At 38.4% G+C, this 22,898-nt stretch carries 21 protein-coding genes and 1 pseudogene; 16 read left to right on the forward strand and 6 right to left on the reverse strand.

Annotation, left to right across the window (positions count from 1 at the left end; genetic code table 11):
• Positions 1–77: 77 nt before the first annotated feature.
• The 4 genes and pseudogenes from cobA to ACFJIZ_RS02130 all read left to right on the forward strand — a co-directional run bounded on the left by cobA (position 78) and on the right by ACFJIZ_RS02130 (position 4,477).
• Positions 78–875: a uroporphyrinogen-III C-methyltransferase gene (cobA, locus tag ACFJIZ_RS02115; protein ID WP_379090236.1), complete on the forward strand. Its 798-nt coding sequence runs from the start codon at positions 78–80 to the stop codon at positions 873–875.
• 212 nt (positions 876–1,087) lie between these two features.
• Positions 1,088–2,494, forward strand: coding sequence for a glycogen synthase (locus tag ACFJIZ_RS02120; protein WP_379090238.1), 1,407 nt, complete (start codon positions 1,088–1,090; stop codon positions 2,492–2,494).
• Positions 2,495–2,506: 12 nt separating this feature from the next.
• A pseudogene (locus ACFJIZ_RS02125) lies at positions 2,507–3,779 on the forward strand (glucose-1-phosphate adenylyltransferase).
• Positions 3,780–3,877: 98 nt separating this feature from the next.
• Positions 3,878–4,477, forward strand: coding sequence for a CDP-alcohol phosphatidyltransferase family protein (locus tag ACFJIZ_RS02130; RefSeq protein WP_379093838.1), 600 nt, complete (start codon positions 3,878–3,880; stop codon positions 4,475–4,477).
• Positions 4,478–4,535: 58 nt separating this feature from the next.
• On the opposite strand, the gene ACFJIZ_RS02135 is transcribed toward ACFJIZ_RS02130, so the two are convergent.
• The 6 genes from ACFJIZ_RS02135 to ACFJIZ_RS02160 all read right to left on the reverse strand — a co-directional run bounded on the left by ACFJIZ_RS02135 (position 4,536) and on the right by ACFJIZ_RS02160 (position 7,379).
• Entirely contained in the window at positions 4,536–4,682 is a 147-nt protein-coding gene (locus tag ACFJIZ_RS02135) for an ATP-binding protein (protein ID WP_379090240.1), read from the reverse strand.
• Positions 4,637–5,122, reverse strand: coding sequence for a hypothetical protein (locus tag ACFJIZ_RS02140; protein WP_379090242.1), 486 nt, complete (start codon positions 5,120–5,122; stop codon positions 4,637–4,639). The genes ACFJIZ_RS02135 and ACFJIZ_RS02140 overlap by 46 nt, the downstream gene beginning before the upstream one ends.
• Positions 5,123–5,166: 44 nt before the next feature.
• Positions 5,167–5,610, reverse strand: a complete 444-nt coding sequence (locus tag ACFJIZ_RS02145) for a hypothetical protein (protein ID WP_379090244.1) — start codon at positions 5,608–5,610, stop codon at positions 5,167–5,169.
• Entirely contained in the window at positions 5,588–5,893 is a 306-nt protein-coding gene (locus ACFJIZ_RS02150) for a hypothetical protein (RefSeq protein ID WP_379090246.1), read from the reverse strand. The genes ACFJIZ_RS02145 and ACFJIZ_RS02150 overlap by 23 nt, the downstream gene beginning before the upstream one ends.
• A 114-nt stretch (positions 5,894–6,007) precedes the next feature.
• Positions 6,008–7,216, reverse strand: coding sequence for a sigma-54-dependent transcriptional regulator (locus ACFJIZ_RS02155; protein ID WP_379090248.1), 1,209 nt, complete (start codon positions 7,214–7,216; stop codon positions 6,008–6,010).
• A gap of 22 nt (positions 7,217–7,238) precedes the next feature.
• Positions 7,239–7,379 carry a hypothetical protein gene (locus tag ACFJIZ_RS02160; RefSeq protein WP_379090250.1) on the reverse strand — a complete coding sequence of 47 codons (141 nt, stop codon included), beginning with the start codon at positions 7,377–7,379 and terminating at the stop codon, positions 7,239–7,241.
• A gap of 230 nt (positions 7,380–7,609) precedes the next feature.
• On the opposite strand from ACFJIZ_RS02160, the gene ACFJIZ_RS02165 reads away from it, so the two are divergent.
• The 12 genes from ACFJIZ_RS02165 to ACFJIZ_RS02220 all read left to right on the forward strand — a co-directional run bounded on the left by ACFJIZ_RS02165 (position 7,610) and on the right by ACFJIZ_RS02220 (position 22,897).
• On the forward strand, positions 7,610–8,854 hold the full coding sequence (locus ACFJIZ_RS02165) for an efflux RND transporter periplasmic adaptor subunit (RefSeq protein WP_379090251.1): 1,245 nt from the start codon (positions 7,610–7,612) through the stop codon (positions 8,852–8,854).
• 102 nt (positions 8,855–8,956) lie between these two features.
• Complete coding sequence (locus ACFJIZ_RS02170; RefSeq protein WP_379090253.1) at positions 8,957–9,655, forward strand: ABC transporter ATP-binding protein; 699 nt, start codon at positions 8,957–8,959, stop codon at positions 9,653–9,655.
• 137 nt (positions 9,656–9,792) lie between these two features.
• Complete coding sequence (locus tag ACFJIZ_RS02175; protein ID WP_379090255.1) at positions 9,793–10,662, forward strand: ABC transporter permease; 870 nt, start codon at positions 9,793–9,795, stop codon at positions 10,660–10,662.
• Positions 10,638–12,143: an FtsX-like permease family protein gene (locus ACFJIZ_RS02180; protein ID WP_379090257.1), complete on the forward strand. Its 1,506-nt coding sequence runs from the start codon at positions 10,638–10,640 to the stop codon at positions 12,141–12,143. Before ACFJIZ_RS02175 ends, ACFJIZ_RS02180 begins: the two co-directional genes overlap by 25 nt.
• Positions 12,144–12,223: 80 nt before the next feature.
• On the forward strand, positions 12,224–14,485 hold the full coding sequence (locus tag ACFJIZ_RS02185; protein WP_379090259.1) for an ABC transporter permease: 2,262 nt from the start codon (positions 12,224–12,226) through the stop codon (positions 14,483–14,485).
• A 188-nt stretch (positions 14,486–14,673) separates the two neighbouring features.
• The gene (locus ACFJIZ_RS02190; protein WP_379090261.1) at positions 14,674–17,043 is read left to right on the forward strand and encodes an ABC transporter permease; all 2,370 of its coding nucleotides are present in this window, start codon (positions 14,674–14,676) and stop codon (positions 17,041–17,043) included.
• A gap of 70 nt (positions 17,044–17,113) precedes the next feature.
• Entirely contained in the window at positions 17,114–17,506 is a 393-nt protein-coding gene (locus ACFJIZ_RS02195; RefSeq protein WP_379090263.1) for an ABC transporter permease, read from the forward strand.
• A 49-nt stretch (positions 17,507–17,555) separates the two neighbouring features.
• Positions 17,556–18,404 carry an ABC transporter permease gene (locus ACFJIZ_RS02200; RefSeq protein ID WP_379093841.1) on the forward strand — a complete coding sequence of 283 codons (849 nt, stop codon included), beginning with the start codon at positions 17,556–17,558 and terminating at the stop codon, positions 18,402–18,404.
• Between the two features lie 13 nt (positions 18,405–18,417).
• Positions 18,418–19,260, forward strand: coding sequence for a hypothetical protein (locus ACFJIZ_RS02205; RefSeq protein ID WP_379090265.1), 843 nt, complete (start codon positions 18,418–18,420; stop codon positions 19,258–19,260).
• A 5-nt stretch (positions 19,261–19,265) separates the two neighbouring features.
• Positions 19,266–19,496, forward strand: a complete 231-nt coding sequence (locus ACFJIZ_RS02210) for an ABC transporter permease (RefSeq protein ID WP_379090267.1) — start codon at positions 19,266–19,268, stop codon at positions 19,494–19,496.
• Positions 19,497–19,583: 87 nt separating this feature from the next.
• The gene (locus tag ACFJIZ_RS02215; protein ID WP_379090269.1) at positions 19,584–21,947 is read left to right on the forward strand and encodes an FtsX-like permease family protein; all 2,364 of its coding nucleotides are present in this window, start codon (positions 19,584–19,586) and stop codon (positions 21,945–21,947) included.
• An 80-nt stretch (positions 21,948–22,027) separates the two neighbouring features.
• Entirely contained in the window at positions 22,028–22,897 is an 870-nt protein-coding gene (locus tag ACFJIZ_RS02220) for an ABC transporter permease (RefSeq protein ID WP_379090271.1), read from the forward strand.
• Position 22,898: the final 1 nt, after the last annotated feature.

Here is a 22,898-nt window from a genome sequence, read left to right on the forward strand (position 1 = left end):
AAATATTTTAAAATAAATACTACTAATACTATAGATTTTATATACATTTGTACTGTTGACCTCCTAATTCGTAAGTAATGATTTTGAACCAAATTGAAAAACAGACCATTGAACCTAGGATCACCTTGGTAGGTGCAGGACCTGGAGACCCAGATCTATTGACCCTAAAAGGTGTAAAAGCTTTAAAAACTGCCGCTGTAGTTTTATATGATGCCTTGGTAAATGAAGCCCTGTTAAATTTTGCGCCAGCAGATGCGATCAAGACTTACGTAGGTAAACGTTCAGATGATGAAACATTTTCGCAAGAGGTGGTCAACAAATTGATGATTGACTATGCTTTGAACTATGGACATGTAGTGCGTTTAAAAAGTGGTGATCGATTTGTGTTTGCCCGTGGTTACGAAGAAATAGATATCGCAGAATCGTATAGCATTCCTACAGAGATGATCCCTGGCATTTCAAGTGCCTTGGGTGTACCAGGCCTACAGAAAATCCCTATGGTTTACAGCAAGCTGAGCGAAAGTTTTTGGGTAGTTACCGGAACCAATGCTGCTGGAGAAATTTCGCCAGACTTGTATGTAGCAGCAAAATCTAATGCCACCATTGTGGTATTAATGGGTATCGAAAAGATTGCCGCCATCGCCTCTATATTTAAAGCAGAAGGTAAAACAGATCTGCCGGTAGCTGTGATAGAAAACGGTTCGTCAACACAAGAAAATGTAGTGGTCGGCATTGTAGAAACCATAGAAGAACTGATCATCGAGAAAAAGATCACTTCACCCGCCTTATTGGTATTTGGTCATGTGGTTTCCTTGCATCCGCAGTTTAACGCCATCCATCAGTTTTACAGCATTCTTCAACAAGAAGAATATTGACCAAAAGAGTTTACCCCTTAAAATTCATATTTATTTTTGTTTGGTTGTGAAAGGCTAGGTTTAATCACCTGGCTTTTTCCTTTTATGCAATTTATTTTCGCTAAACAAAATCTGCATCTGGATGTTCTTTAACTAAAAAATAATTTTTTTCTAAATGTTTGCAATGCTCAATCTATTGCCTATTTTGACTAAGTTTTCTCAAAGCTCTAATTATGGAAATTATACACTTTAGTGCAGAATGTTATCCGGTAGCAAAAGTTGGTGGTTTAGGCGATGTCGTTGGTGCGTTGCCAAAATATCAAAATAAGCTCGGACATGTGGCTAAAGTGGTAATGCCTGCCTACCAGACCAAGTTTTTGCACCAACATGATTTTGAAGTAGTGTATGATGGTTGGGTAAGACTGGGCTATACTAATTTTCAAGTCAGGATTTTTAGAGAAAAGACCAATGAGCTGGGTTTTGATCTGTTTTTGGTTCACATTGCAGGCCTATTAGATCGAGAAAAGGTATATGGGTATGACGATGATACCGAACGTTTCATGGCCTTTCAGATTGCTGCTTTAGACTGGATTGCCCAGTGGGAGCATCAGCCTAATGTGATCCATTGCCACGACCACCATACAGGTCTGATTCCTTTTATGTTGGGCAATTGTTATAATTATAGACATTTAAGCCATATCCCAACCGTACTCACCATCCATAATGCCCAGTACCAAGGTCAGTTTGGTTGGGACAAACTCTATTATTTACCAGCTTTCGACCTCAGAAATTCGAGCAAACTAGATTGGGGCAACTGCATCAATCCACTTGCATCAGCCATTAAATGTGCTTGGCGGGTTAGTACTGTTTCGCCTAGTTATTTAGAAGAGATCAGTTACAATGCCAATGGATTAGAAAACCTTTTGGCGCAAGAGCGCGGCAAATCTGCAGGTATTTTAAACGGCATTGATGTAGAGGTATGGAACCCGCAAAAGGACCCCATGCTGGCTAAAGGTTTTAATGTTAGAACGGTAGAGAGTGGTAAGAAAGCAAACAAAGAGGCCATTTGTGCCATCTTTAACTTAGATAAAGAAAAGCCATTGTTCACTTTTATTGGGCGTTTGGTGGGCGAAAAGGGAGCAGACCTCTTACCGGAAATCTTCTACAATGCCCTACAACAAAGCGATGGAGAAATCAATATCATTGCCTTGGGTTCTGGTGACCCACAGGTAGAAGACCGATTGAATGCGCTTACACAGCAGTTTCCAGGTAGCTACAATGCCTACATAGGCTATAATGAAGCCCTGTCGCACCAGATTTATGCCGCTGCCGATTTTATTTTGATGCCATCGCGGGTAGAACCTTGTGGTTTGAACCAGATGTACGCCTTGCGTTATGGAACAATCCCTATTGTGCGACGTATTGGAGGGCTTAAAGATACCGTTATAGATATTGGCGATGGGGGTTTTGGGACCTGCCACGACCAAACCAGTATTTGGGATGTTGGACATGCCATAGGAAGGGCCTATGAGTTGTCTTTAGATCAGAAAAAAGTAAAAGAAATCCGTAAGTTTATCATGGCTTTGGACCACTCTTGGGATAGGGCGGCCCAACAGTACATCGATTTATACCAAATGTAAAACTAAATATATATGACCGATAAAGTATTGGGTGTAATTCTTGGCGGTGGCCAAGGATCAAGATTGTCTCCACTAACACAAACACGTTCCAAACCAGCGGTGCCAATAGGTGGCAAATATCGTTTGGTAGATATTCCTATCTCAAATTGCATGAATTCGGGCGTACACCGTATGTTTGTTTTAACACAGTTTAATTCTGCATCGCTCAATAAACACATTAAGAATACCTATCATTTTAGCCATTTTTCTAAGGCTTTTGTAGATATTTTGGCGGCAGAACAAACACCAGATAACCCAACTTGGTTTCAGGGTACTGCCGATGCTGTACGTCAGTGTATGCATCACATTGTGAACCATGAATTTGATTATATCCTGATCTTATCTGGCGACCAATTGTACCAAATGGATTTCAGGGAGATGTTGAAAGCCCATATCGACAAGGGGGCAGAAATCTCTATTGCAACCATACCTGTAAGTGCCAGGGAAGCTACCGAATTTGGGATTTTAAAAACAGATGAGAATAGTTTTATCACTTCATTTATCGAAAAACCTAAATCGGATCTGTTGCCAGACTGGACATCGGAAACAAGTGATGAGATGAAAGGTGCCGGAAGAAATTATCTGGCTTCGATGGGGATCTATATTTTCAATCGTGATCTACTGATCAAGATGTTGAATGAAAACCCAGAAGAAAAAGATTTTGGTAAAGAAATCATTCCACGCTCTTTATTGACCAACCATGTGTTGAGCTACCAATACGAAGGTTATTGGACAGATATTGGTAATATTTCTTCTTTCTTTGAAGCCAATTTAGGCTTAACAGACGAGTTGCCGCAGTTTAACATGTTTGATAGTGCGCATACCATTTTTACAAGAGCAAGGATGTTGCCTCCGTCTAAAATATCAGGTACTACTTTAGAACGTACAATTATTGCCGAAGGTTGTATTGTACAGGCAAGTAGGGTAGAAAGGGCAGTGTTGGGTATCCGACTCTAGAATTGGCAAAGGAACTACCATTGTCAATTCGTACATTATGGGAAGCGACCATTACCAAACCTTACCCGAAATCAATGAAGAAACACGTATCGGCCACCCTTTATTGGGTATTGGGGATCGTTGTTACATCAATAATACCATTGTAGATAAAAACTGCCGTATCGGAAATGATGTGCGCATTAATGGCGGTTCGCATCTAGCCGAAGGCGACTATGGTCTATATGTGGTAAAAGACGGGATTGTAGTGGTTAAAAAGGGCGCAACCATCCCGAATGGAACAGTAATTTAAATTGAAGCCTTGGTTCGTGTCACATCCGCTTGGTTCGTGTCGACACGAACCAAGGTTTTTTATTCCCTAAAAAAATCTGTTCATTGCATCCACATTTTATGAGTATTCCTTATCTGTTAATTCTTTTCAGGTTTTTATTAGCTCCTACCATTATTTTGCTTTCTTTTCTGATGGGGGAGAAAGCCGCCTACATTGTATTGGTGCTGATGTTTTTAGGGTTGTTTTCTGATATTTTTGATGGCATTATCGCCAGGGAAATGAAAATTGATACCGAAAAGATGCGAAGGTTAGATAGTCAGACTGATTTGATATTTTGGTTGAGTATTGCCTTTAGTTGTTACTTGATCTATCCAGAGTTGATCAGAGAAAACTGGATTGGTGTTATTGCAATTTTGGTAATGGAAGCGATGTGTTATGCGGTTAGTTTAGTCAAGTTCGGAAAGGAAACTTGTACGCATGCATTTGTGTCAAAAATATGGGGACTAACCTTGTTGGCAACATTTACCTGTTTATTGGGTTTCGCTTATGGTGGATGGATGATGAAAACTTGTATTATTTTAGGCTTAATTTCACAATTGGATGTTGTGCTCATTATTTTATTTCTACCCAAATGGACACACGATATTCCTAGTTTTTACCACGCCATTTTAATTAGAAGAGGAATTGAGTTTAAGAAGAGTAAGTATTTGAATAGCTAATTGGAGTTCGTGTCACCTGGCCCTGGTTCGTGTGGACACGAACCAAGGAGTTTATTGACTAAGCATAGTTGAATACCAAAGAGAAAGTTGTGCGCTGGTTTGGAATGGAATCTACTTCCAAACTACCTCTATGCATCTTCATGATGTTACGTGTAATGGTCAGTCCAATGCCGGATCCATTCTTACGCGTAGTATAAAAAGGCACGAATATCTTTTCGATATTATCTGCCTCGATCCTTTGCCATTGTCAATTACGTCGATATATACTTTATTGTGGGCCAATCTGTACGTCACCTCAATTAAGGGTTGTTCTGCATGTTCTAAAGCATACATGCTATTGGTAATTAAATTGATCAGAGCTTGTTCTACCAATTTAAAGTCGATCTGTAACGATATTTTTGAAGCAGTTTGTACGACCTGTAACTTGATGTGTTTGGCACTGACCATTGGGTGCATCAATACTTTAACATGTTGTAAAATTTCGCCTACACTGTGTTGTTCAACATTTGGTGTAGGAAGCTCGGCAATCAAACGGTAGTCTTTTACAAAATCCAATAAACCTTCCGACCTACGTTTAATGGTCTGTAGCGCAGGTTTTAGGTCTTCAAGGTCTTCTTTGTCTAAAGTGGTTTTGTTGGTAATCATCTGGTTAACCGTATCAGATAAAGAACTGATCGGTGTAATGGAGTTTAAGATTTCGTGAAGATCACCCCAATTAAACGGTTCCAGGCTTCAGTTTCCTTTTGCTCAATCTCGTCTTTGATGTTCTGGAATGAGATGATGATATGATCAGCACCATACAAGTTTAACGGAATCACTTCCATAGAAAGCTGAATAAACTTATCCTGAATCTTCAATTCAAGAAAACGTTTTCCACCCGTATCGATCTTTTCTACTTCGGCTGCAAAAATAGGCAGATGTTCTTCAAAACGATGCCAATAACTGTATGCAGGAACATTTAAGAGGTTACTTGCCGCAATATTGAAGAAAGAAATTTCAGATTTTTCATTAGCTGCTTTAGTTTTCTTAACAACAATAACTCCAACTGGAACCTGCTCTAGGATAGTTTTGATCAACTGGAAAATAGCATCCTGTTCCAATTGGATATCTTTATGGATCCTGGATAATGTCATTGAAAGACTCATATAATTCTGGAAAACTACCTTTGGTTACCTTATTTTTGAAGTTGAGGGTATGGTCTCTTGTTTTTACGGCCAGAATAAATCTTTTGATGTCATCTCTGATCTGGTTAATGTAGAAATAAAGAGAGATGGTAGTGCCCAATAGAATGAGCGCAACACCAGTAATGGTAAACCAAAGTTGTGTGTTGCGGATAAGATAAACCAATAATACCGCCAATATGTTAACAAACAACAAGCGACTAACTAAGCGGAAGGTAAATCTCTGGTAAAACATCTAGTGTTAAAAGTAATAAGTATTTAGTAATTAATAAGTTTAAAATTTGGGAATAGGAGTTGCGAAGGCATGAGGCTCACCGCTCATCTCTAAATTCTCACACCTTGATGCCACTTACAAGCCAAACTTTTCTATCCTTCTGTACAAGGCGGCACGTGTTAGCCCAAGCTCTGCTGCGGCCCTAGAAATATTACCCTTGTGTTTCTCAATGGCTTTATTGACCATCATTTTTTCCATTTCATCTAATGGCATATCCGTTTGCATTACAGCTTGGTTGCCAAATTTCTGTGGCGACAACTGCAGGTCGTTTTCAGTGATCTCAAAGCCATCGGTCATAATTACAGCACGTTCCAATACATGTTGTAGCTCTCTAATGTTACCGGGCCAACTGTAATGGAGTAGTGTCTGTTCTGCCTTTGCATGGATTCCTTTTAGGTTTTTGTGGTATTTGTTACCAAAACTTTGTAGAAAATGATAAGCTAAAAGGATGATATCGTTTCCTCGTTGGCGTAGTGGTGGCAAAATCAGTTCTACGGTATTGATCCTGAACAGTAGATCTTGCCTAAAAGTTCCTTTGGCTACCATCTCATTCAGTGGCATGTTGGTTGCACTGATCAAACGGACATCAATTTTTCTTTCTTTGCTTTCGCCTAGCCTGGTTACTGTTCTATTTTGTAATACACTTAACAATTTGGCCTGTAATGGTAAAGAAAGGTTACCGATCTCGTCTAAGAATATGGTTCCACCATCGGCCATCTCAAAACGACCTGGTTTATCTTCACGGGCATCGGTAAAAGCCCCTTTGGCATAACCAAAAAGTTCGCTCTCAAATAGATTTTCATTCAATGAACCCAAATCCACGTGCATAAAGATCTGTTTTCTACGTAATGAGTTTTTATGCAATTCGTAGGCAAATACCTGCTTACCTGTTCCATTTTCGCCTAAGATCAGCACATTGGCATCGGTAGGGGCAACTTTTACCAACGTTTTTTGCAATTGTTGTACACTGTCATCACTCCCTACAATGTGCTCAAACTTCCTGGCCATGTCACTTTGTATGGAGGTATGTATCTTCTCTAGTTTTTTGACCTTTTTATTAGATTGACGTAATTTGGCAGCAGCAGATAAGGTGGCAAACAATTTCTCGTTTTCCCATGGCTTTAAGATAAAATCTATAGCACCCTTTTTAATGGCCTGTACGGCCAATTCTACGTTTCCAAATGCCGTCATTAAAATCACAACATAATCTTTGTCAATAGAAAGGATATGTTCTAACCAGTACAAACCTTCGCGGCCATCGCTAGCGCCCTTTTGGTAGTTCATATCCAACAAAATAATGTCAACCTCATTTTTGCTCAGCAATACATTGACCTTTTCTTGGCGATTTACAAGTAAGCACTTGATTGAAATGCTGTTTGAGGAACAAACGTGCACTTAGTAAGATATCATCATCATCGTCGATTACTAAAATATTGGCATCTGTCATGTAGGAAAATATTAAGTGTAGCAACCAAAGACTAAAGAAAGGTTTACAGCTTTAGACTTTAAGCTTGAACAAATTTATAAGAAACTGTTCGATGGTGTACAGCTACTGTTCGATATTGGACATAATTTTTGGGGTATTAAAAATAATTAACTGTAAATGAGGTGATTAAAATTTTTATGGCTCTTGGCATAAACTTGGCAAAAGGCATAACAATAATAGAATATACCCAAATGGATAAAGTAATACAGAAAAAGAGATTTAATAAGAAAACGATACTAATTATTGTTGGTTCGCTGGTATTTTTAGCATTGGTAGCTTACGGATACAGCTTATCGTTGAATAAAGTGTTTAAAGCAGATGCTGATAAAATTACCATTAGCAAAGTACAATACGGAGATTTTGAAGATGTAGTGCTACTTAATGCTAGTGTAGTTCCCTTAACATCTGTAATCGTAAGTTCATCAGAAGGTGGAACGGTTGCGCAGATCTTTACAGAAAACGGAGCATCGGTTGTGGCGGGCACACCACTATTAAGAATTGCCAACCCGAATGCCTTGTCGAGTTATACGGCTAGCGAAACCAGCATTACCGAGCAGATCAATCAATTGCGTAAATTGAGATTGGACCTTGAACAGAACCAAAGGGTAATGAGCCAAGACATGATGGACATCGAGAACAGCTTGAGAACATCGACCCGTAAATATAAAATAGACAGTGCATTATTTGCCAAAAAGGTAATTACGCAACAAGAATTTAATACATCGAGCCAAGATTACGAGTATTATCAAGGTAGAAAAGCCTTATTGAAACAAGCGGTTAAACAAGAGAACCAAAGCCGTGTAATGCAGTTGCAACAAATAGAGACTTCTATTGCCAGAATGAATGAGAGTTTGCAGACCATTAGACAAAATATCGAGAACATGACGATCAAGGCACCAGTTTCAGGCCGCTTGTCGTCTTATGATCCCGTAATTGGAAAATCTTATGGTGCCAATGAGATGTTGGGTAAAATTGATGTAATGCAAGGTTATAAACTACAGGCAGGTGTGGATGAATATTACATCAACCGTGTGAAGGAAGGACAGACTGCACAGTGCGAATTTAACGGAAAAACCTATTCATTAACCGTTAGAAAAGTAATTCCAGAGGTTACTGCAGGTCAGTTCCAGGTAGAATTGGTTTTTGAAGGCAAATCTCCGGACGAGTTGAGAAGAGGACTATCCATGCAGGTGAAACTGACTTTGTCTGATAACAGTAAATCACTATTGTTGGCCCAAGGACAGTTTTTCCAAAGTACTGGTGGATTATGGGTATTTGTAGTGAACAATGGCAAAGCCACCAAAAGAAATGTAAAAATTGGACGTAAAAACTATCTGTACTATGAAGTATTGGAAGGTTTACAAAAAGATGAGCAGGTCATGACCTCATCATACGACCAGTATAACCAATATGATATTATTGAAGTCAATAAATAGTTAATAAACCTGAAATAAAAATTTAGATTGGTTAAGCCCTGTATCTGTGCGTTTGGTCGGGGCCCCAATCTTTTAAAGATATAAACCGATAAAAATACAGCAATGATTAAAATTGAAAACCTGGAAAAAGTTTACAAAACTGAAGAAATTGAAACTACAGCTTTAAATGGCATTAACCTGCATGTTGCCGCTGGAGAATTTGTATCCATTATGGGACCTTCTGGTTGCGGAAAATCAACTTTGTTAAATGTAATGGGACTTTTGGACAAACCTGAAAGTGGAAGTTACAAATTCATTGATACGGAATTGTTGACCTTAAACGACAAGGAACGTTCAAATTTCAGAAAAAGAAACATGGGTTTTGTTTTCCAAAACTTTAACCTGATTGATGAGTTGACCGTTTTCGAAAACATTGAATTGCCTTTAATCTACAATAAGGTTCCTGCGGGCGAACGTAAGAAATTGGTGAATGAAATTATCGGAAGGATGAACATTGTGAACCGTAGCGGACACTTTCCTCAGCAACTTTCAGGTGGTCAGCAGCAGCGTGTGGCAGTAGCCAGAGCTTTGGTTACCAAACCAAAATTGGTTTTGGCCGATGAGCCAACCGGAAACTTGGACAGTACGCACGGTAACGAAGTAATGGAACTGCTTTGCGAACTGAACGAAACAGGAACAACCATTGTAATGGTAACACACTCTAGCCACGATGCGAGTTTTTCTAACAGGATCATCAACCTTAAAGATGGCCATGTGATCTCTGAAAAAGTGAACAAAGGAAGAACAGAAGAACTGATTTAATTTTTAACCACACAAAGTAAGAAGCAACTATAAGATGAAGAATAAAATGGTGGATGGGGTTAGGCCATCAACCATTTATACATTAACAACTAGCTTCTGTCAATAAACCAATTGCACACCAATAAATCTGATACCAAATGTTTAGGTTAAACTTAAAAATCGCATTGCGAAACCTGTGGAAAAATAAAGGATATACAGCATTGAATATCTTTGGCCTTTCTGTGGGTTTAACAGGTTTCATTATGATCCTCTTGTTTGCCAATCACGAAAGAAGTTATGATACTTGGAACCCAAAAGCAAAAAACGTCTATCGTGTTTCTGTTAAATGGGCACCAGGCGAAGCAGAATATTCTTCAAGTCCGGCAGAACTGGCGCCAGCATTAAAAGAGGCCTTGCCAGAAATTCAGGACTATGGCCGTTTTTATGTTTGGGACATGAGCCAAAGATTGTTGGCCAAAGATAAAAATGAGGCTTATGTAGACCATATTATGGGGGTAGACAGTACATGGTTTAACTTATTTCCCTATAAATTTATATATGGTGATGTTCCAAAAGCACTTTTAACTTATGATCAAATTGTATTGAGCAACAAAACCAGCAAACAGTTTTTTGGCAATACAAATCCAGTAGGCCAGACCTTAATGATCAATACCAATAAACGCTATACAGTAAGTGGTGTTTACGAAGATCCAACTACACCAGAACACATGGATTTTGATGGTTTTATCAAGAAGTCATCAGCCGGAGATGGTTGGGGGAATGGAAATTTCTATACTTATATCTTGGTTAAGGAAGGTATAGACAGAAAGGCTTTTGAAGAAAAGATCAATAAAACCTTTTTAAAACTGCCTATTGTTAAAAAAGACAATGACTTAAAAAAGGCCCAGATATTTATTACACCAGTTACTGATATCTATTTATATTCAAAAACTGATCAAGACCGGCCAAAAGGGGCAATCCTGCTATCGTTACCATTTTATTGTTGTTCTCTGGTTTGTTATTGGTGATTGCCTGTATCAATTTCACCAACCTATCTATTGCCCAGTCTGTTAAACGCGCCAAAGAAACGGGTGTGCGTAAGGTACTAGGGGCGAAGCGGAGCAACCTGATTACTTACTTTTTAACCGATACAGCTATACAATGCATTATGGCTTTGCTGTTGTCTTTTGCGTTGGTAGAAGTAGGTATGCCTGTGTTAAATAACCTGATGGGTACAGAACTTTCTCTTTTTGGTTTTGCGAATCCGAAATTACTCATATTCCAGTTAACCACAGTAATGCTGTTGGTGGTCCTGTTATCGGGAGGTTATGCTGCATTTTTCCTCTCGAGTTACGAACCTGTAAAAGTATTAAAAGGCAACTTATCTAGAAGTATCGGTAGTATATGGATGAGAAAAGCATTGATGCTGGTTCAATTTGCGGTAGCCACCATATTTATGGTTTCTTTGATCGTGATCAAACAACAGGTCAATTTTATCAAGAACAAAGATGTTGGTTTTGACAAAGAGCACGTACTTGTTTTTAAGATTAGAAAAGGTCAAACCTTAAAGAATTTTGAACAGATCAAACAAAGACTGGCCAAAATTGAAGGCGTAACGGCTGTAAGTAGGGTAAATTATTATCCTGGTGTAAAATCGATGCAGGTAGTTGGCCGAGAATACAATGGCAAAAGTATACAAAACCTAAGCATGATCACGGTTGATTTTGATTACTTTAAAGTAATGGGTATGCCTGCTAAGCTAGGTAGGGTGTTTGCTGATCAGTTTGCTACAGATAGTACAGCCATTGTGGTTAACGAAACTGCTGTAAAAAAATATGGTCTTCAAAAAGAAGTCGGCAATAAATGGATAGAGGGCAGGACCCTAGTAGGCGTGGTAAAAGATCATGTTCAAAAAGGCATGGAAATTAATCCAGAACCAACTGCTTATGTAATTGAAGGTAGAACTACCAATAGTGCAAATAACGTGATCTTAAAGGTAAGTGGCCATAACATCCAACAAACCCTAAACGAAGTAAAAGAGGTATGGCAATCGGTAGAGCCATTTCCTTTCCAATACTCGTGGCTAGACCAAAGTTTTGCCAATGTGTATGTGCAATATGTAAGGTTGGATAAGCTGTTCAACATCTTTACCTATGTTACTTTGTCCATTGCCATACTTGGTCTATTTGCATTGGCCGCCTTTACGGTTCAAGAACGGACCAAAGAAATCGGGGTAAGAAAAGTATTGGGTGCAGAAACCAAAGATATTTTGCAGATGCTGAACAAGAGCTTTTTGGTTTTGGTGGTTATCGCTAATATGATTGCTATACCAATTGCTTACATCTTATCTAATAATTGGTTATCAGGCTTTGCCTATCGTACAACGCTTACTATATGGCCATTTCTTGTAGCTACTACGATTTCGATCATGGTTACCATCATTACAGTGAGTTTGCAGGCTTATCAAACAGCTAAGGCGAAACCAGTTGATGCTTTGAAATACGAGTAAAAGGAGAAAACAAGTTATACGTTTTAAGTTGTAAGTATTGATACTTATAACTTATGACTTACCACATAAAACTTAAAAAGATGTTCAGATTAAATTTAAAAATCGCGTTGCGAAATCTGTGGAAGAACAAAACTTCTTCGTTGATCAATGTAATAGGTTTGTCTATCGGACTTGCCGCTTGTTTAATGTTGTTGATGTACGTAACCTACGAATGGAACTTTGATAAACAGGCAAAACATTCGGCAGATGTATATACCACCATGACCAATATCCCTAGTGAGGGTGGCAAAATATCGAAAACCTTCGAAGGTTCTACAACGGCCTTTGGCCCTGCAATTAAACAGGATGTACCAGAGGTGAAATATATGGCCAGAATGGATTATGGTAAAAAGAACCTGATTGCCAATGGTCAAAACTCGTTCAAACGGATGTCGAAATTTGCTGAGCCAGACCTTTTCCAAATGTACGATTATCAATTTATACAAGGTGATCAACAAACTGCACTAAATAACCCAAACTCGGTTGTTTTAACAGAGAGTACTGCCAAAGTATTATTTGGAACCACCGACGTGTTGAATAAATCGGTTCGCTTTAGAGATAAATTTGACCTAAATGTAACTGGGGTAATTAAAGACCAACCAGATAATAGCTCGAACAAATTTGATTACCTGATGCCTTGGTCTTTGTATGAAACAATTGACGAAAGCGCAAGGACCTTAAGTTGGGAAAACTATAGCTATTTAACGCTGGTGCAGTTAAAACCTGGTGCAGACCTAGCTGTGGTTAATCAAAAAATATATGGTGTGCTGAAAAGGAACACCAATGATGCCCATCAAGGCCAAATGCTGTTCCCTCTGGCTAAATTACATCTGTATGGAGAGTTTGAAGAAGGAAAAAGCATGGGTGGCGCCATAGAGCAGATCTATTTGTTTGTGGGTTTGGCATTTGGTATCTTACTTATTGCCTGTATCAATTTTATGAACATGGCTACCGCCAAATCAGAAAAACGTGCAAAAGAGGTAGGAATCAAAAAGACTATAGGAGCCAACAGAGCTTCGTTGATCATGCAATTCTTAACAGAATCTATCGTACTTACTTTTATTGCCGTAATTGCAGCCATTGCCCTCTTAGAAGTTTGTTTGCCAACATTCAATAACCTGCTCAACATCAAATTGAACATGTCTTATTTCAATACTTCGAGTTGGATAGGCATTCTGGGTATCGTGTTCGCTACAGGACTGATTTCGGGCAGCTACCCTGCATTTTATCTATCGGCTTTCAATCCAATCCAAACCCTGAAAAGAAAAGTAAAATCGAATAGTTTTTTTGCAATCAATTTAAGACAGGTACTTGTAGTAGGGCAGTTTTGTTTTGCCATTATCCTGATCATCTCTACGCTGGTGATCTATCGTCAGATCCAGTACATTAAAAACAAACCTGTAGGTTTTGACATCAATGCATTGGTAGAAATACCGCAAGATGGCGAACTGAAAACGAAATATGAATTGTATCGTGCGCAACTGTTAAAATCTGGGGCTGTTACTTCGATGTTCCAATCATCTGTTGGACTGTCGCATCGTGGACCTAATTTTATGGATATCAGATGGGATGGGATGACTACGGTTGATAATACACAGCTGTTCAACCAAGTGGCAACTACGTATGATTTCATCAAAACCAATGGAATTAAACTCACAGAAGGAAGAGATTTTTCTAAAAATTTTGCTTCAGATTCTGTAAGTGTAATGGTAAGCGCATCTGCAGTTAAAACCTTCGGTTATACCAATCCAATAGGAAAATCAATAACTGTATTTGGCGATAAGTTTAATATTATAGGTGTGTTTAACGATTATGTTTGGGATTCGCCCTACAAGTCTAACAATCCAATGGTGGTTTTCTTTGACGAAAGAAGAACAGGAACAATTACCATGCGCTTAAACGAAGCCAATAGTCTTCAACAAAATATAGAGCTCATTACCAAAATTACCAAAGAGATCAATCCGGCTTATCCAACAGAAATCAATTTCTTAAACGAGATTTATACCGAAAAATACAATACCGAAAAGACATTGGGCATTTTGTCTAATCTTTTTGGGGGACTGGCCATTTTTGTTTCATGCCTGGGCCTGTTTGGTTTAGTTGCTTATAGTGCAGAGCAAAGAACCAAGGAATTTGGCGTGAGGAAAGTTTTAGGAGCATCAGTAACTAACCTGATGCAATTGTTGTCAGTGTCGTTTATCAAGATGATTTTGGTGGCCATCATCATTGCTGCTCCTTTAAGTTATCTGGCGATGGAAAAATGGTTGACAAAATTTGAATTCCATACCGAATTTAGTTGGTGATCATTCCGATTGCTGCATTCGGAACTTTATTGATGGCATTGGTTACGGTAAGTTTCCAAGCCTATAAATCGGCGAAAGCCAACCCGGTTGATGCCTTGAAATACGAATAATTGCTTAATGGTTTAAGGAAAAAGGCGTAAGGTTTATACGCCCAAACCCTAAACCTTATGCCTTAAACTTTATACCCTATGTTTAGATTAAACTTAAAAATCGCATTGCGAAACCTTTGGAAAAACAAGGGCTTCTCCTTAATTAATATCGGCGGATTGGCTATCGGTTTAGCCAGCTGCATGATACTGTTGATTTATGTTGCTTATGAATGGAGCTATGATAAACAATTTAAAAATAATGATAAAACCTATGTAGTTTATCAAAATGTTGTGGCAAGTGGTAAAACCTTCAGCTGGTCATGGACACCTAATGTAATGGCAAGAGAAGTTCAGGAAAAAATCCCTGGGGTTAAATATGCATCTCATTCAACTTATCCGCGAACCAACTTAATCACTGTTGGGGATAAAAGATTAAGCAGTAGGGTTGTTTTCGCTGATCCAAATTTTCTTAAAATATTAGATTACAAATTTATTAAAGGTAATTCGGCACAGGTTTTAAATGATATCAATACAATTATTCTAACCAAGTCTTTTGCCGAAAAGCTCTTTGGTAATGAAGACCCGATTAATAAAACCGTAAAATTCGAAAACCAGGAGGTTTTAAAGGTTTCGGCAGTGATTGAAGATGCACCAGCCAATAGCAGCATTATTTTCGAATGCTTAATGCCATGGGAATTATTTATAAAAAAAGAACCTTGGGCAAAAGAGGCCAATTGGGGCAACAACATGTGTTTAACACTTGTACAGTTACAGGATAATAAGTTTTTTCCAGAAGCAAATGCTGCCATGGAAGGAATTTATAAACGCAACCAAAAAGACAATGTAGCAGTGGCCCTATTGCACCCTTTGGTTAAATGGCATCTCTATAGCGATTTTGAAAATGGTAAGTCGGTTGGTGGTAAAATAGATCAACTTAAAATATTCTTACTGTTGGCCTTCTGTATATTGTTGATCGCTTGTGTAAACTTCATGAATTTATCAACTGCTCGATCTGAGCGTAGGGCAAAAGAAGTGGGGGTTCGTAAAGCGATTGGTTCAACACGTAAATCACTGATTAGTCAATTTTTTCTCGAATCTGTACTTATTACGTTCATCTCTACGGTTTTAGCATTTATCTTGGTTGAGGTGAGCTTGCCATATTTTAACAATATATTAAATATCAAATTAACAATTGATTATACCAATGGTGAGTTTTGGATCATCTTGTTCAGTTTAATGATCTTTACAGGATTTGTTGCCGGAAGTTATCCTGCACTTTATCTATCTTCTTTTGAGCCGGTTAAAGTATTAAAAGGCCTCAAGATCAAAACCGATTCATCGGTATCTGTAAGAAAAGTACTGGTAGTAGGGCAGTTTGTTTTTGCCGCCTGCTTAATTGTATGTACCGCAGTAATCTATCAGCAACTTACCTACGTTAAAAATAAGCCTATTGGTTACGATCAATCAAATTTGGTACAAATAGCCATACAAGGCAAGATGCATGAGGCTTCAAAGCTCGAATTGCTTAAAACTCAACTGTTGAAATCTGGTGCAGCCACAAACGTAACCTTATTCAGCTCTGATGTTACTGAAGGCGGAAACAATACCACAAATATAGAGTGGGAAGGAAAAAATCCTAAAGAATTGATTTCGTTTAATCACAGAGCCATAGGTTATGACTTTATAGAAACCATTGGCACCAAATTAATGAGCGGGAGAGAACTTTCGACCAAATTTAAAAGTGATACCAATAATGTAATGCTTAATGAGGCAGCCGTGAAAATGATGGGCTTAAAACAGCCGATCGGTGCAACAATTACGTTTTGGGGAACCAAACTAACCAATGTAGGTGTGGTTAAAGATTTTGTGGTAGAAAGTGCCTATCAAAAGGTGGCACCAATGATCTTTTACTTAGATACCCATGATAATGCTACAGTTATGCTTGTACGTTTAAACCCAAATCAGAACATGAGCTCTTCTTTAGCTACCATAGACGAGTTGGTTGCGCAAATTGAACCTGATTATCCTGTCAATCGCAAGTTTGTAAACGAATCATTTGAAGTGAAGTTCCAAGACGAAAAATTGCTAGGTACACTTTCCAATTGGTTTGGCGGATTTGCCATCTTTATCTCTTGCTTAGGCTTGCTTGGTTTAGCCTTATTTATGGCAGAGCAACGTAAAAAAGAGATCAGTATCCGTAAGGTTTTAGGAGCCAGTACAGGAAACATCCTTACGCTGTTAAATAAGGACTTTATCAAATTGGTAGCCATCGCAAATGTGATTGCAATGCCAGTAGCCTACGTTATTATTAACAAATGGCTATCTGCTTTTGAATATAGGGTTTCCATATCATTTTTGCCTTTTGCCTTGGCGATCTTCATTTCAATTTTAATAGCGGTTTTAACCGTAAGTATACAATCTATAAAAGTAGCCAAAGCCAACCCAGTTGATGCTTTGAAATACGAATAATTACTTAATGGTTTAGGCGTAAGGTTTTTACGCCTAAACCCTAAACCTTATGCCTTAAACCTTATACCCTATGTTTAGATTAAACTTAAAAATTGCATTAAGAAACCTTTGGAAGAATAAAGGTTTTTCGTTGATCAATATTGGTGGCCTTGCAATAGGTTTGGCCTGTTGTTTAATGTTGATGCTGTATGTAAACTACGAGTGGAGCTATGACAAGCAATACAAGAACGTAGATAATATCTATTTTACCAGACTTAACCTAAAGTTCAATGGTAAAATTGCCACCACCTTAGCTGTGCCTATCAAACTGGCAGGAGCAGTGATGCAAGAGATTCCAGGTGTTCAAAATACAGCCCGCATTGTAGATTTCAATAACGTTAAATTATTTAGTCGCGACCAAAATAAATTTAAACTCAAATCGAGCTATGTTGATCCATCTTTTGTAAAAGTACCTAAATTATAATTTTATAAATGGGAGCAAGGAAACTGCATTAAATGAGCCCAATGCCATTATTTTAACAGCTTCCATTGCAAAAAAACTTTTTGGTAACGAAAATCCAGTGGGCCAGCCTATAAGATGGGATAACCAGCGAGATCTAAAAGTTACTGCCGTAATTGAAGACCTACCCAAAAACCAAAGCCTTCAATTCGAAGCCTTACAACCATGGTCATTTTATGAGCAGATAGATCCAGATTCAAAAGACAGCGGTTGGGGAAGCATTGAATGTTTTACAATAGTCCAACTCAAAGAAAATAGCTCATTAACCGCTATTAATGCTTCATTAAAAAACTTTATTACCGGTAAGGAGCCAGAGCTAAAATCTTATATCTATGAGCCATTTTTATTTCCGATCAGCAAATCGCATTTATACGATGAGTTTGAAAACGGAAAATTGGTTGGAGGTAAGATAGACCAAGTAAAATTATTTGCCTTTTTAGGTATATGTGTACTTTTTATTGCCTGTATCAATTACATGAACCTGTCAACAGCACGTTCAGAAAAAAGGGCAAGAGAAGTTGGGGTCAGAAAAGCATTAGGCTCGCCAAGAAGTGCATTAATGTGGCAATTTATGTTAGAATCTCTATTGTTATCATTTTTGGCCATGTTTGTTGCCTTTGCACTTTTAGAGCTGGCCATTCCATATTTCAATAACTTATTGGATATCATCATCAAGATCGATTATAGCTCTTACCTATTTTGGACAGTTTTGGTAGGTCTGGCTTTGGTTACGGGTTTATTGGCGGGCAGCTATCCATCGTTCTATTTATCATCTTTTATTCCAATCAAAGTACTGAAAGGTTTTAAAGGACTCTGTGGGTACACTTTCCATCAGAAAAGTATTGGTGGTTTTGCAATTTAGCTTATCAATCTGCATGATCATATCAGCAATTGTAATCTATAACCAGATCCAATTCCTCAAAAACAAACCTTTAGGCTTCGAACAGAACAGCATGGTCCAATTGGATCTAGAGGGCGAGTTGAGAAATCCTTCTAAACTCGAGTTGTTCAAGAACCAGTTGAAAAAAGAAGGGGTGATCACTACAGCTTCAGAATTTGCAGGTTCATTTACCCGAGGAGGCTCCATTACCGGAGACATCAGTTGGCCCGGAAAAGCAGTTACCGACAAATCTATCATCAACTACAGAAGTACTGGTTTTGATTTTGTACAAACCGTAGGTACTCAACTGATAGCCGGAAGAGATTTCTCTCCAAAATTTCCAGCCGATACAAGCAGTTCGGTCATGTTAAATGAAACTGCAGTAAAACTGATGAATTTAAAAACACCAATAGGCACTATACTCAATTGGGGCAATAATCCATCGTTAAAAGTGGTAGGTGTGGTTAAGGATTACTATAACGAACGATTGGGTAAAGCAGTAGAACCAACGCTCTACTATTACAATGTGAATTCGAGCAAGGTTTTGCTGCTGAGGTTAAACCCTAACCAGCCTTTAAATACTTCTATCCAAGCCATTAAAAATGTAAGTCAGCAACTTAATCCTGCTTATCCGGCAGAAATACAATTTATAAGCGAGGGTATGGCAGAAAAACTGAAGAGCGAGCACTTACTAAGTGTACTTTCTAATCTGTTTGGTGGTTTTGCCATTTTTATCTCTTGTTTGGGATTACTCGGACTGGCTTTATACATGGCAGAACAACGAAGTAAAGAATCAGCATCCGTAAAGTTTTGGGTGCAGGTCTTTCAGATATCCTAGTGCTATTGAATAAAGATTTTATGAAACTGGTGGTCATCGCCAATGTAATTGCCATTCCGGTGGCCTATATCTTATTGACAAAATGGCTAGAGAAATATGATTACAAAACGGCTGTAAATTTGTGGCCATTTGCACTTGCCATTTTTGCATCTGTTTTTATTGCAGTGCTAACTGTAAGCTTGCAGACCTTTAAAATAGCCAAAGCCAATGCTGTAGATGCATTGAAATACGAATAAAGGCTTGAAGGTAGAGGGTTATAAGGCGTAGGGTTATTGCGTCTAAAACCCTCCACCTTTTACCTCAAAACCTTTAACCTTAAAAAGATGTTCAGACTAAACCTAAAAATTGCCCTAAGAAACCTTTGGAGAAATAGAGGGATAACCGCCATTAATGTGGGCGGATTATCCATTGCGTTAGCCGCATTTATCTTGGTAATGATGTATTTTACTTATGAAACGACCTTTGATAAGAAAAATCCGAATTACGAGAATATCTATATCGTTGGCAGAACTTTCCCAGACTTTAAGACAAACTTTACCCCACCACCATTGTCAAAAGTAATCAAGGAGCGCTTTCCAGAAGTAGTTGCAGTAGGTAAAATGAAAAAGGGAGGTTTTGAGTTTGCTGTTTCTGCAGCTGAGAACACCGTCTTTAGCAAACAACAGTTGTTTGTAGAATATGAAGCGGCCAAGATGTTTAACCTCGTTCCAAAAAATGGACTACAAAAACCAAATGGAGGGGAGGTTCTATATTACCTGAGCGAGCAATTTATGCAAACGCTTTTCCCTCATAAAAAAGACAATAAGCCTGAAATGGTGATTTTTGGTGGTAAATCTAATGGAATGGGTGGTAAAGTTACAGGAAGCATTACACCAGATCCGCATTCCAATATCAGTTTTGATGCTGTTTCTATTGTCAACGAAATAGGCGTTGGCGAAGATTACGGGCAACCCAATTATTATACCTATATACAGGTTAAACCTGGTACAGCTATTGCTGATTTAGAGCAGAAAATAAACAACTTATATAAGGCTGAGCTGTCCAAAGCAGGGATGGACAAAGCAGACATTGCCAGTACAACAGCTTTTATCGATCCTTTAAAAAACCAACATCTAAGACCAAAGGCCGGTAATGATGCCAATTATAAAGTATTGATCGCTTTATCTGTATTGGGCTTTTTAATCTTGGTGATCGCATGTATCAATTTTACCAACCTCAGCATTGCACAGGCAGCCAAAAGAGCCAAAGAAGTTGGTGTTAAAAAAGTAATGGGTGCCTATCGCTTTCAGTTGACCATCCAGTTCATTACAGAAATCTTAATGCAATGTTTGGTCGCTACAGCATTGGGGCTGATTCTTGCAGAGCTTGTACTGCCTAAATTCAATACCTTGTTTTTGGTAGAGCTATCTATCTGGAACAGGGATAATAGTTTGCTTTGGCAATTGCCTTTGATCCTAGTTTTTATTACACTGATTGCTGGATTTTACCCCGCAATGGTATTGAGTGGTTTTAAACCTGCTGCTGTTTTAAAAGGAAATTTTCAAACCAGTAGGCAAAGCTATTGGCTTAAAAATAGCTTATTAGTGGTACAATTCGGTATTGCTGTAATTTTTATGACAGGTTTACTGGTTGTCAATTCACAACTCAAATACATGCGTACACAAGATCTAGGTTTTAAGGCCGAACAAGTAGTGTATATTAAAAACATTACGATGTTTTCTAAACCTGAAGTTTTTGCGCCCATTAGAGAAAGGATCATGAAGATTCCCGGTGTAAAATCGGTAACCGTGGCCAATGCAATACCTGATGGTAGTGGAATGGGTTATAATGGATATACTGTTGATGGGCAAGAACATAGTATCAATATGGCTGATGTGGATTTTGATTATTTCGAAACACTGAGTATCAAGATCAAAGAAGGAAGGTTTTTCTCTACCGCTTTTAAAAGCGATATAGAAAATTCTGCCATTTTAAATGAAGCAGCAGTGGCCAAATATGGTCTGAAAAATCCTATTGGTAAAACAATAAGAGGTTGCCGTACAGCTTATAACATTGTAGGTGTAGTAAAAGATTTTAAAGCCCAAGGCTTTGAAAAGGCAATAGAACCAACCGTCTACCTTATCAACGACCCTTGTGGCAATGCGAAGACAGAAATCATGGTCAAAATAGAAGAGAGTCAGATGGGAGCGGCATTGGCTACACTAAAATCGCAATGGTCTGATATCAACAAATTGGATGGAGACAATTTTCGTTATCAGTTTTTAGACGAAATGTATGGCAGACTTTTCCAGAAACAAGAACAGTTACAGTCTGTGTTTTTTGCTGCCGCTATGCTTACCATCTTTATTGCGATATTAGGTTTGTTTGCTTTTGCCAAATACATTACCAATGGCAGGATTAAAGAGATTGCCGTCCGCAAAATATTAGGAGCAAGCGACCTGCAGATCTTCAAATTGATCAACACTTCCTTTTTTATAATGGTATTGATTGCTAACCTTATTTCGTGGCCATTAGCCCATGTGCTGACAAAAAAATGGTTGGCAACTTTTGCCTATAGGATAGAGGTACCCCTATTGCCTTTTGTGTTGAGCGCCCTGATTACCATTTGTTTAACAATTATTACCGTAAGTATACAAGCTAAAAAGGCTGTAAAAGCCAACCCTGTTGATGCCTTGAAATATGAATAAAGGTTGAAGGTAGAGGGTTGTAAGGCGTAGGGTTATGGCGTCTAAAATCTTCCACCTCAAAACCCTAAACCTTTAAAAAGATGTTTAGACTAAACCTAAAAATAGCTTTGCGCAACCTTTGGAAATATAAAGGATATACCTTGATCAATATCTTGGGCCTTTCCATTGGTATGGCCAGTTGTATCCTCATTTTTGTCTTTATCAGTTACCAGATGAGTTACGATAAAGGATTTAAGAACAAGGAGCGGATCTATCGTGTGGTTACCCATTGGAAGTACAATGCTTTCGACGATTTTTCATCAGGAGTGCCCATTCCCTTTATACCTGCGGCTAGAAATGAATTGGCTGGTATAGAAAAAATAGCACCCATGGTTAAAAGGTGGGGTATTGTTCATGTAAAAGACCAAAGTGGCAAAGAGGTAATCAAAAAGCAGACGGATATTTATTATACCGAACCTTCTTTTTTTGACATATTTAACATCAATTGGCAATTTGGCCAACCATTACAGGCTTTACAAGAACCTAATACAGCCGCGCTTTCGGTATCGAGGGCAATCAGCTATTTTGGAAGTGCAAAGAATGCAATTGGAAAAAGCATAACGCTTGGCACCAAAATCAACCTAAAAATTACGGGTGTATTTGACGATGTGGCAGCTAATACCAGTTTTCCATTAAACATCGTAATCAGCTATAAAACACTTCAAGAAGGTAGCACAGACTGCTGGGATTGTGTCAATTCTAGCTCTAACGGTTATGTGCTGTTAAAAGAAGGATTTGACAAGGCAAGCTTGGAATCTTCTTTGGCGAAGTTCAACAAAAAATACTACCACGACCGTAAAATTTCGGGTAATCAAAATAACCAGCTTCAGCCCTTAGAAGGATCCATTTTGATGAGCGTTATGATAATTTTGCTGAAACAAGCATCAGTAAATATCAGATCTATGGCTTAGG

The organism is Pedobacter sp. UC225_65 (assembly GCF_042698365.1).
Classification (GTDB): domain Bacteria; phylum Bacteroidota; class Bacteroidia; order Sphingobacteriales; family Sphingobacteriaceae; genus Pedobacter.

Excerpts from the sequence above, each read along its gene's own strand:
- ACFJIZ_RS02165 (WP_379090251.1), top strand. The coding sequence starts at position 7,610 with ATGGATAAAGTAATACAGAAAAAGAGATTTAATAAGAAAACGATACTA.
- ACFJIZ_RS02140 (WP_379090242.1), bottom strand. The coding sequence starts at position 5,122 with ATGATTACCAACAAAACCACTTTAGACAAAGAAGACCTTGAAGACCTA.
- ACFJIZ_RS02145 (WP_379090244.1), bottom strand. The coding sequence starts at position 5,610 with ATGACATTATCCAGGATCCATAAAGATATCCAATTGGAACAGGATGCT.
- ACFJIZ_RS02170 (WP_379090253.1), top strand. The coding sequence starts at position 8,957 with ATGATTAAAATTGAAAACCTGGAAAAAGTTTACAAAACTGAAGAAATT.
- ACFJIZ_RS02155 (WP_379090248.1), bottom strand. The coding sequence starts at position 7,216 with ATGAACTACCAAAAGGGCGCTAGCGATGGCCGCGAAGGTTTGTACTGG.
- ACFJIZ_RS02205 (WP_379090265.1), top strand. The coding sequence starts at position 18,418 with ATGATCATATCAGCAATTGTAATCTATAACCAGATCCAATTCCTCAAA.
- ACFJIZ_RS02215 (WP_379090269.1), top strand. The coding sequence starts at position 19,584 with ATGTTCAGACTAAACCTAAAAATTGCCCTAAGAAACCTTTGGAGAAAT.
- ACFJIZ_RS02150 (WP_379090246.1), bottom strand. The coding sequence starts at position 5,893 with ATGTTTTACCAGAGATTTACCTTCCGCTTAGTTAGTCGCTTGTTGTTT.
- ACFJIZ_RS02175 (WP_379090255.1), top strand. The coding sequence starts at position 9,793 with ATGTTTAGGTTAAACTTAAAAATCGCATTGCGAAACCTGTGGAAAAAT.
- ACFJIZ_RS02120 (WP_379090238.1), top strand. The coding sequence starts at position 1,088 with ATGGAAATTATACACTTTAGTGCAGAATGTTATCCGGTAGCAAAAGTT.
- ACFJIZ_RS02185 (WP_379090259.1), top strand. The coding sequence starts at position 12,224 with ATGTTCAGATTAAATTTAAAAATCGCGTTGCGAAATCTGTGGAAGAAC.
- ACFJIZ_RS02190 (WP_379090261.1), top strand. The coding sequence starts at position 14,674 with ATGTTTAGATTAAACTTAAAAATCGCATTGCGAAACCTTTGGAAAAAC.
- ACFJIZ_RS02220 (WP_379090271.1), top strand. The coding sequence starts at position 22,028 with ATGTTTAGACTAAACCTAAAAATAGCTTTGCGCAACCTTTGGAAATAT.
- ACFJIZ_RS02130 (WP_379093838.1), top strand. The coding sequence starts at position 3,878 with ATGAGTATTCCTTATCTGTTAATTCTTTTCAGGTTTTTATTAGCTCCT.
- ACFJIZ_RS02160 (WP_379090250.1), bottom strand. The coding sequence starts at position 7,379 with ATGACAGATGCCAATATTTTAGTAATCGACGATGATGATGATATCTTA.
- ACFJIZ_RS02195 (WP_379090263.1), top strand. The coding sequence starts at position 17,114 with ATGTTTAGATTAAACTTAAAAATTGCATTAAGAAACCTTTGGAAGAAT.
- cobA (WP_379090236.1), top strand. The coding sequence starts at position 78 with ATGATTTTGAACCAAATTGAAAAACAGACCATTGAACCTAGGATCACC.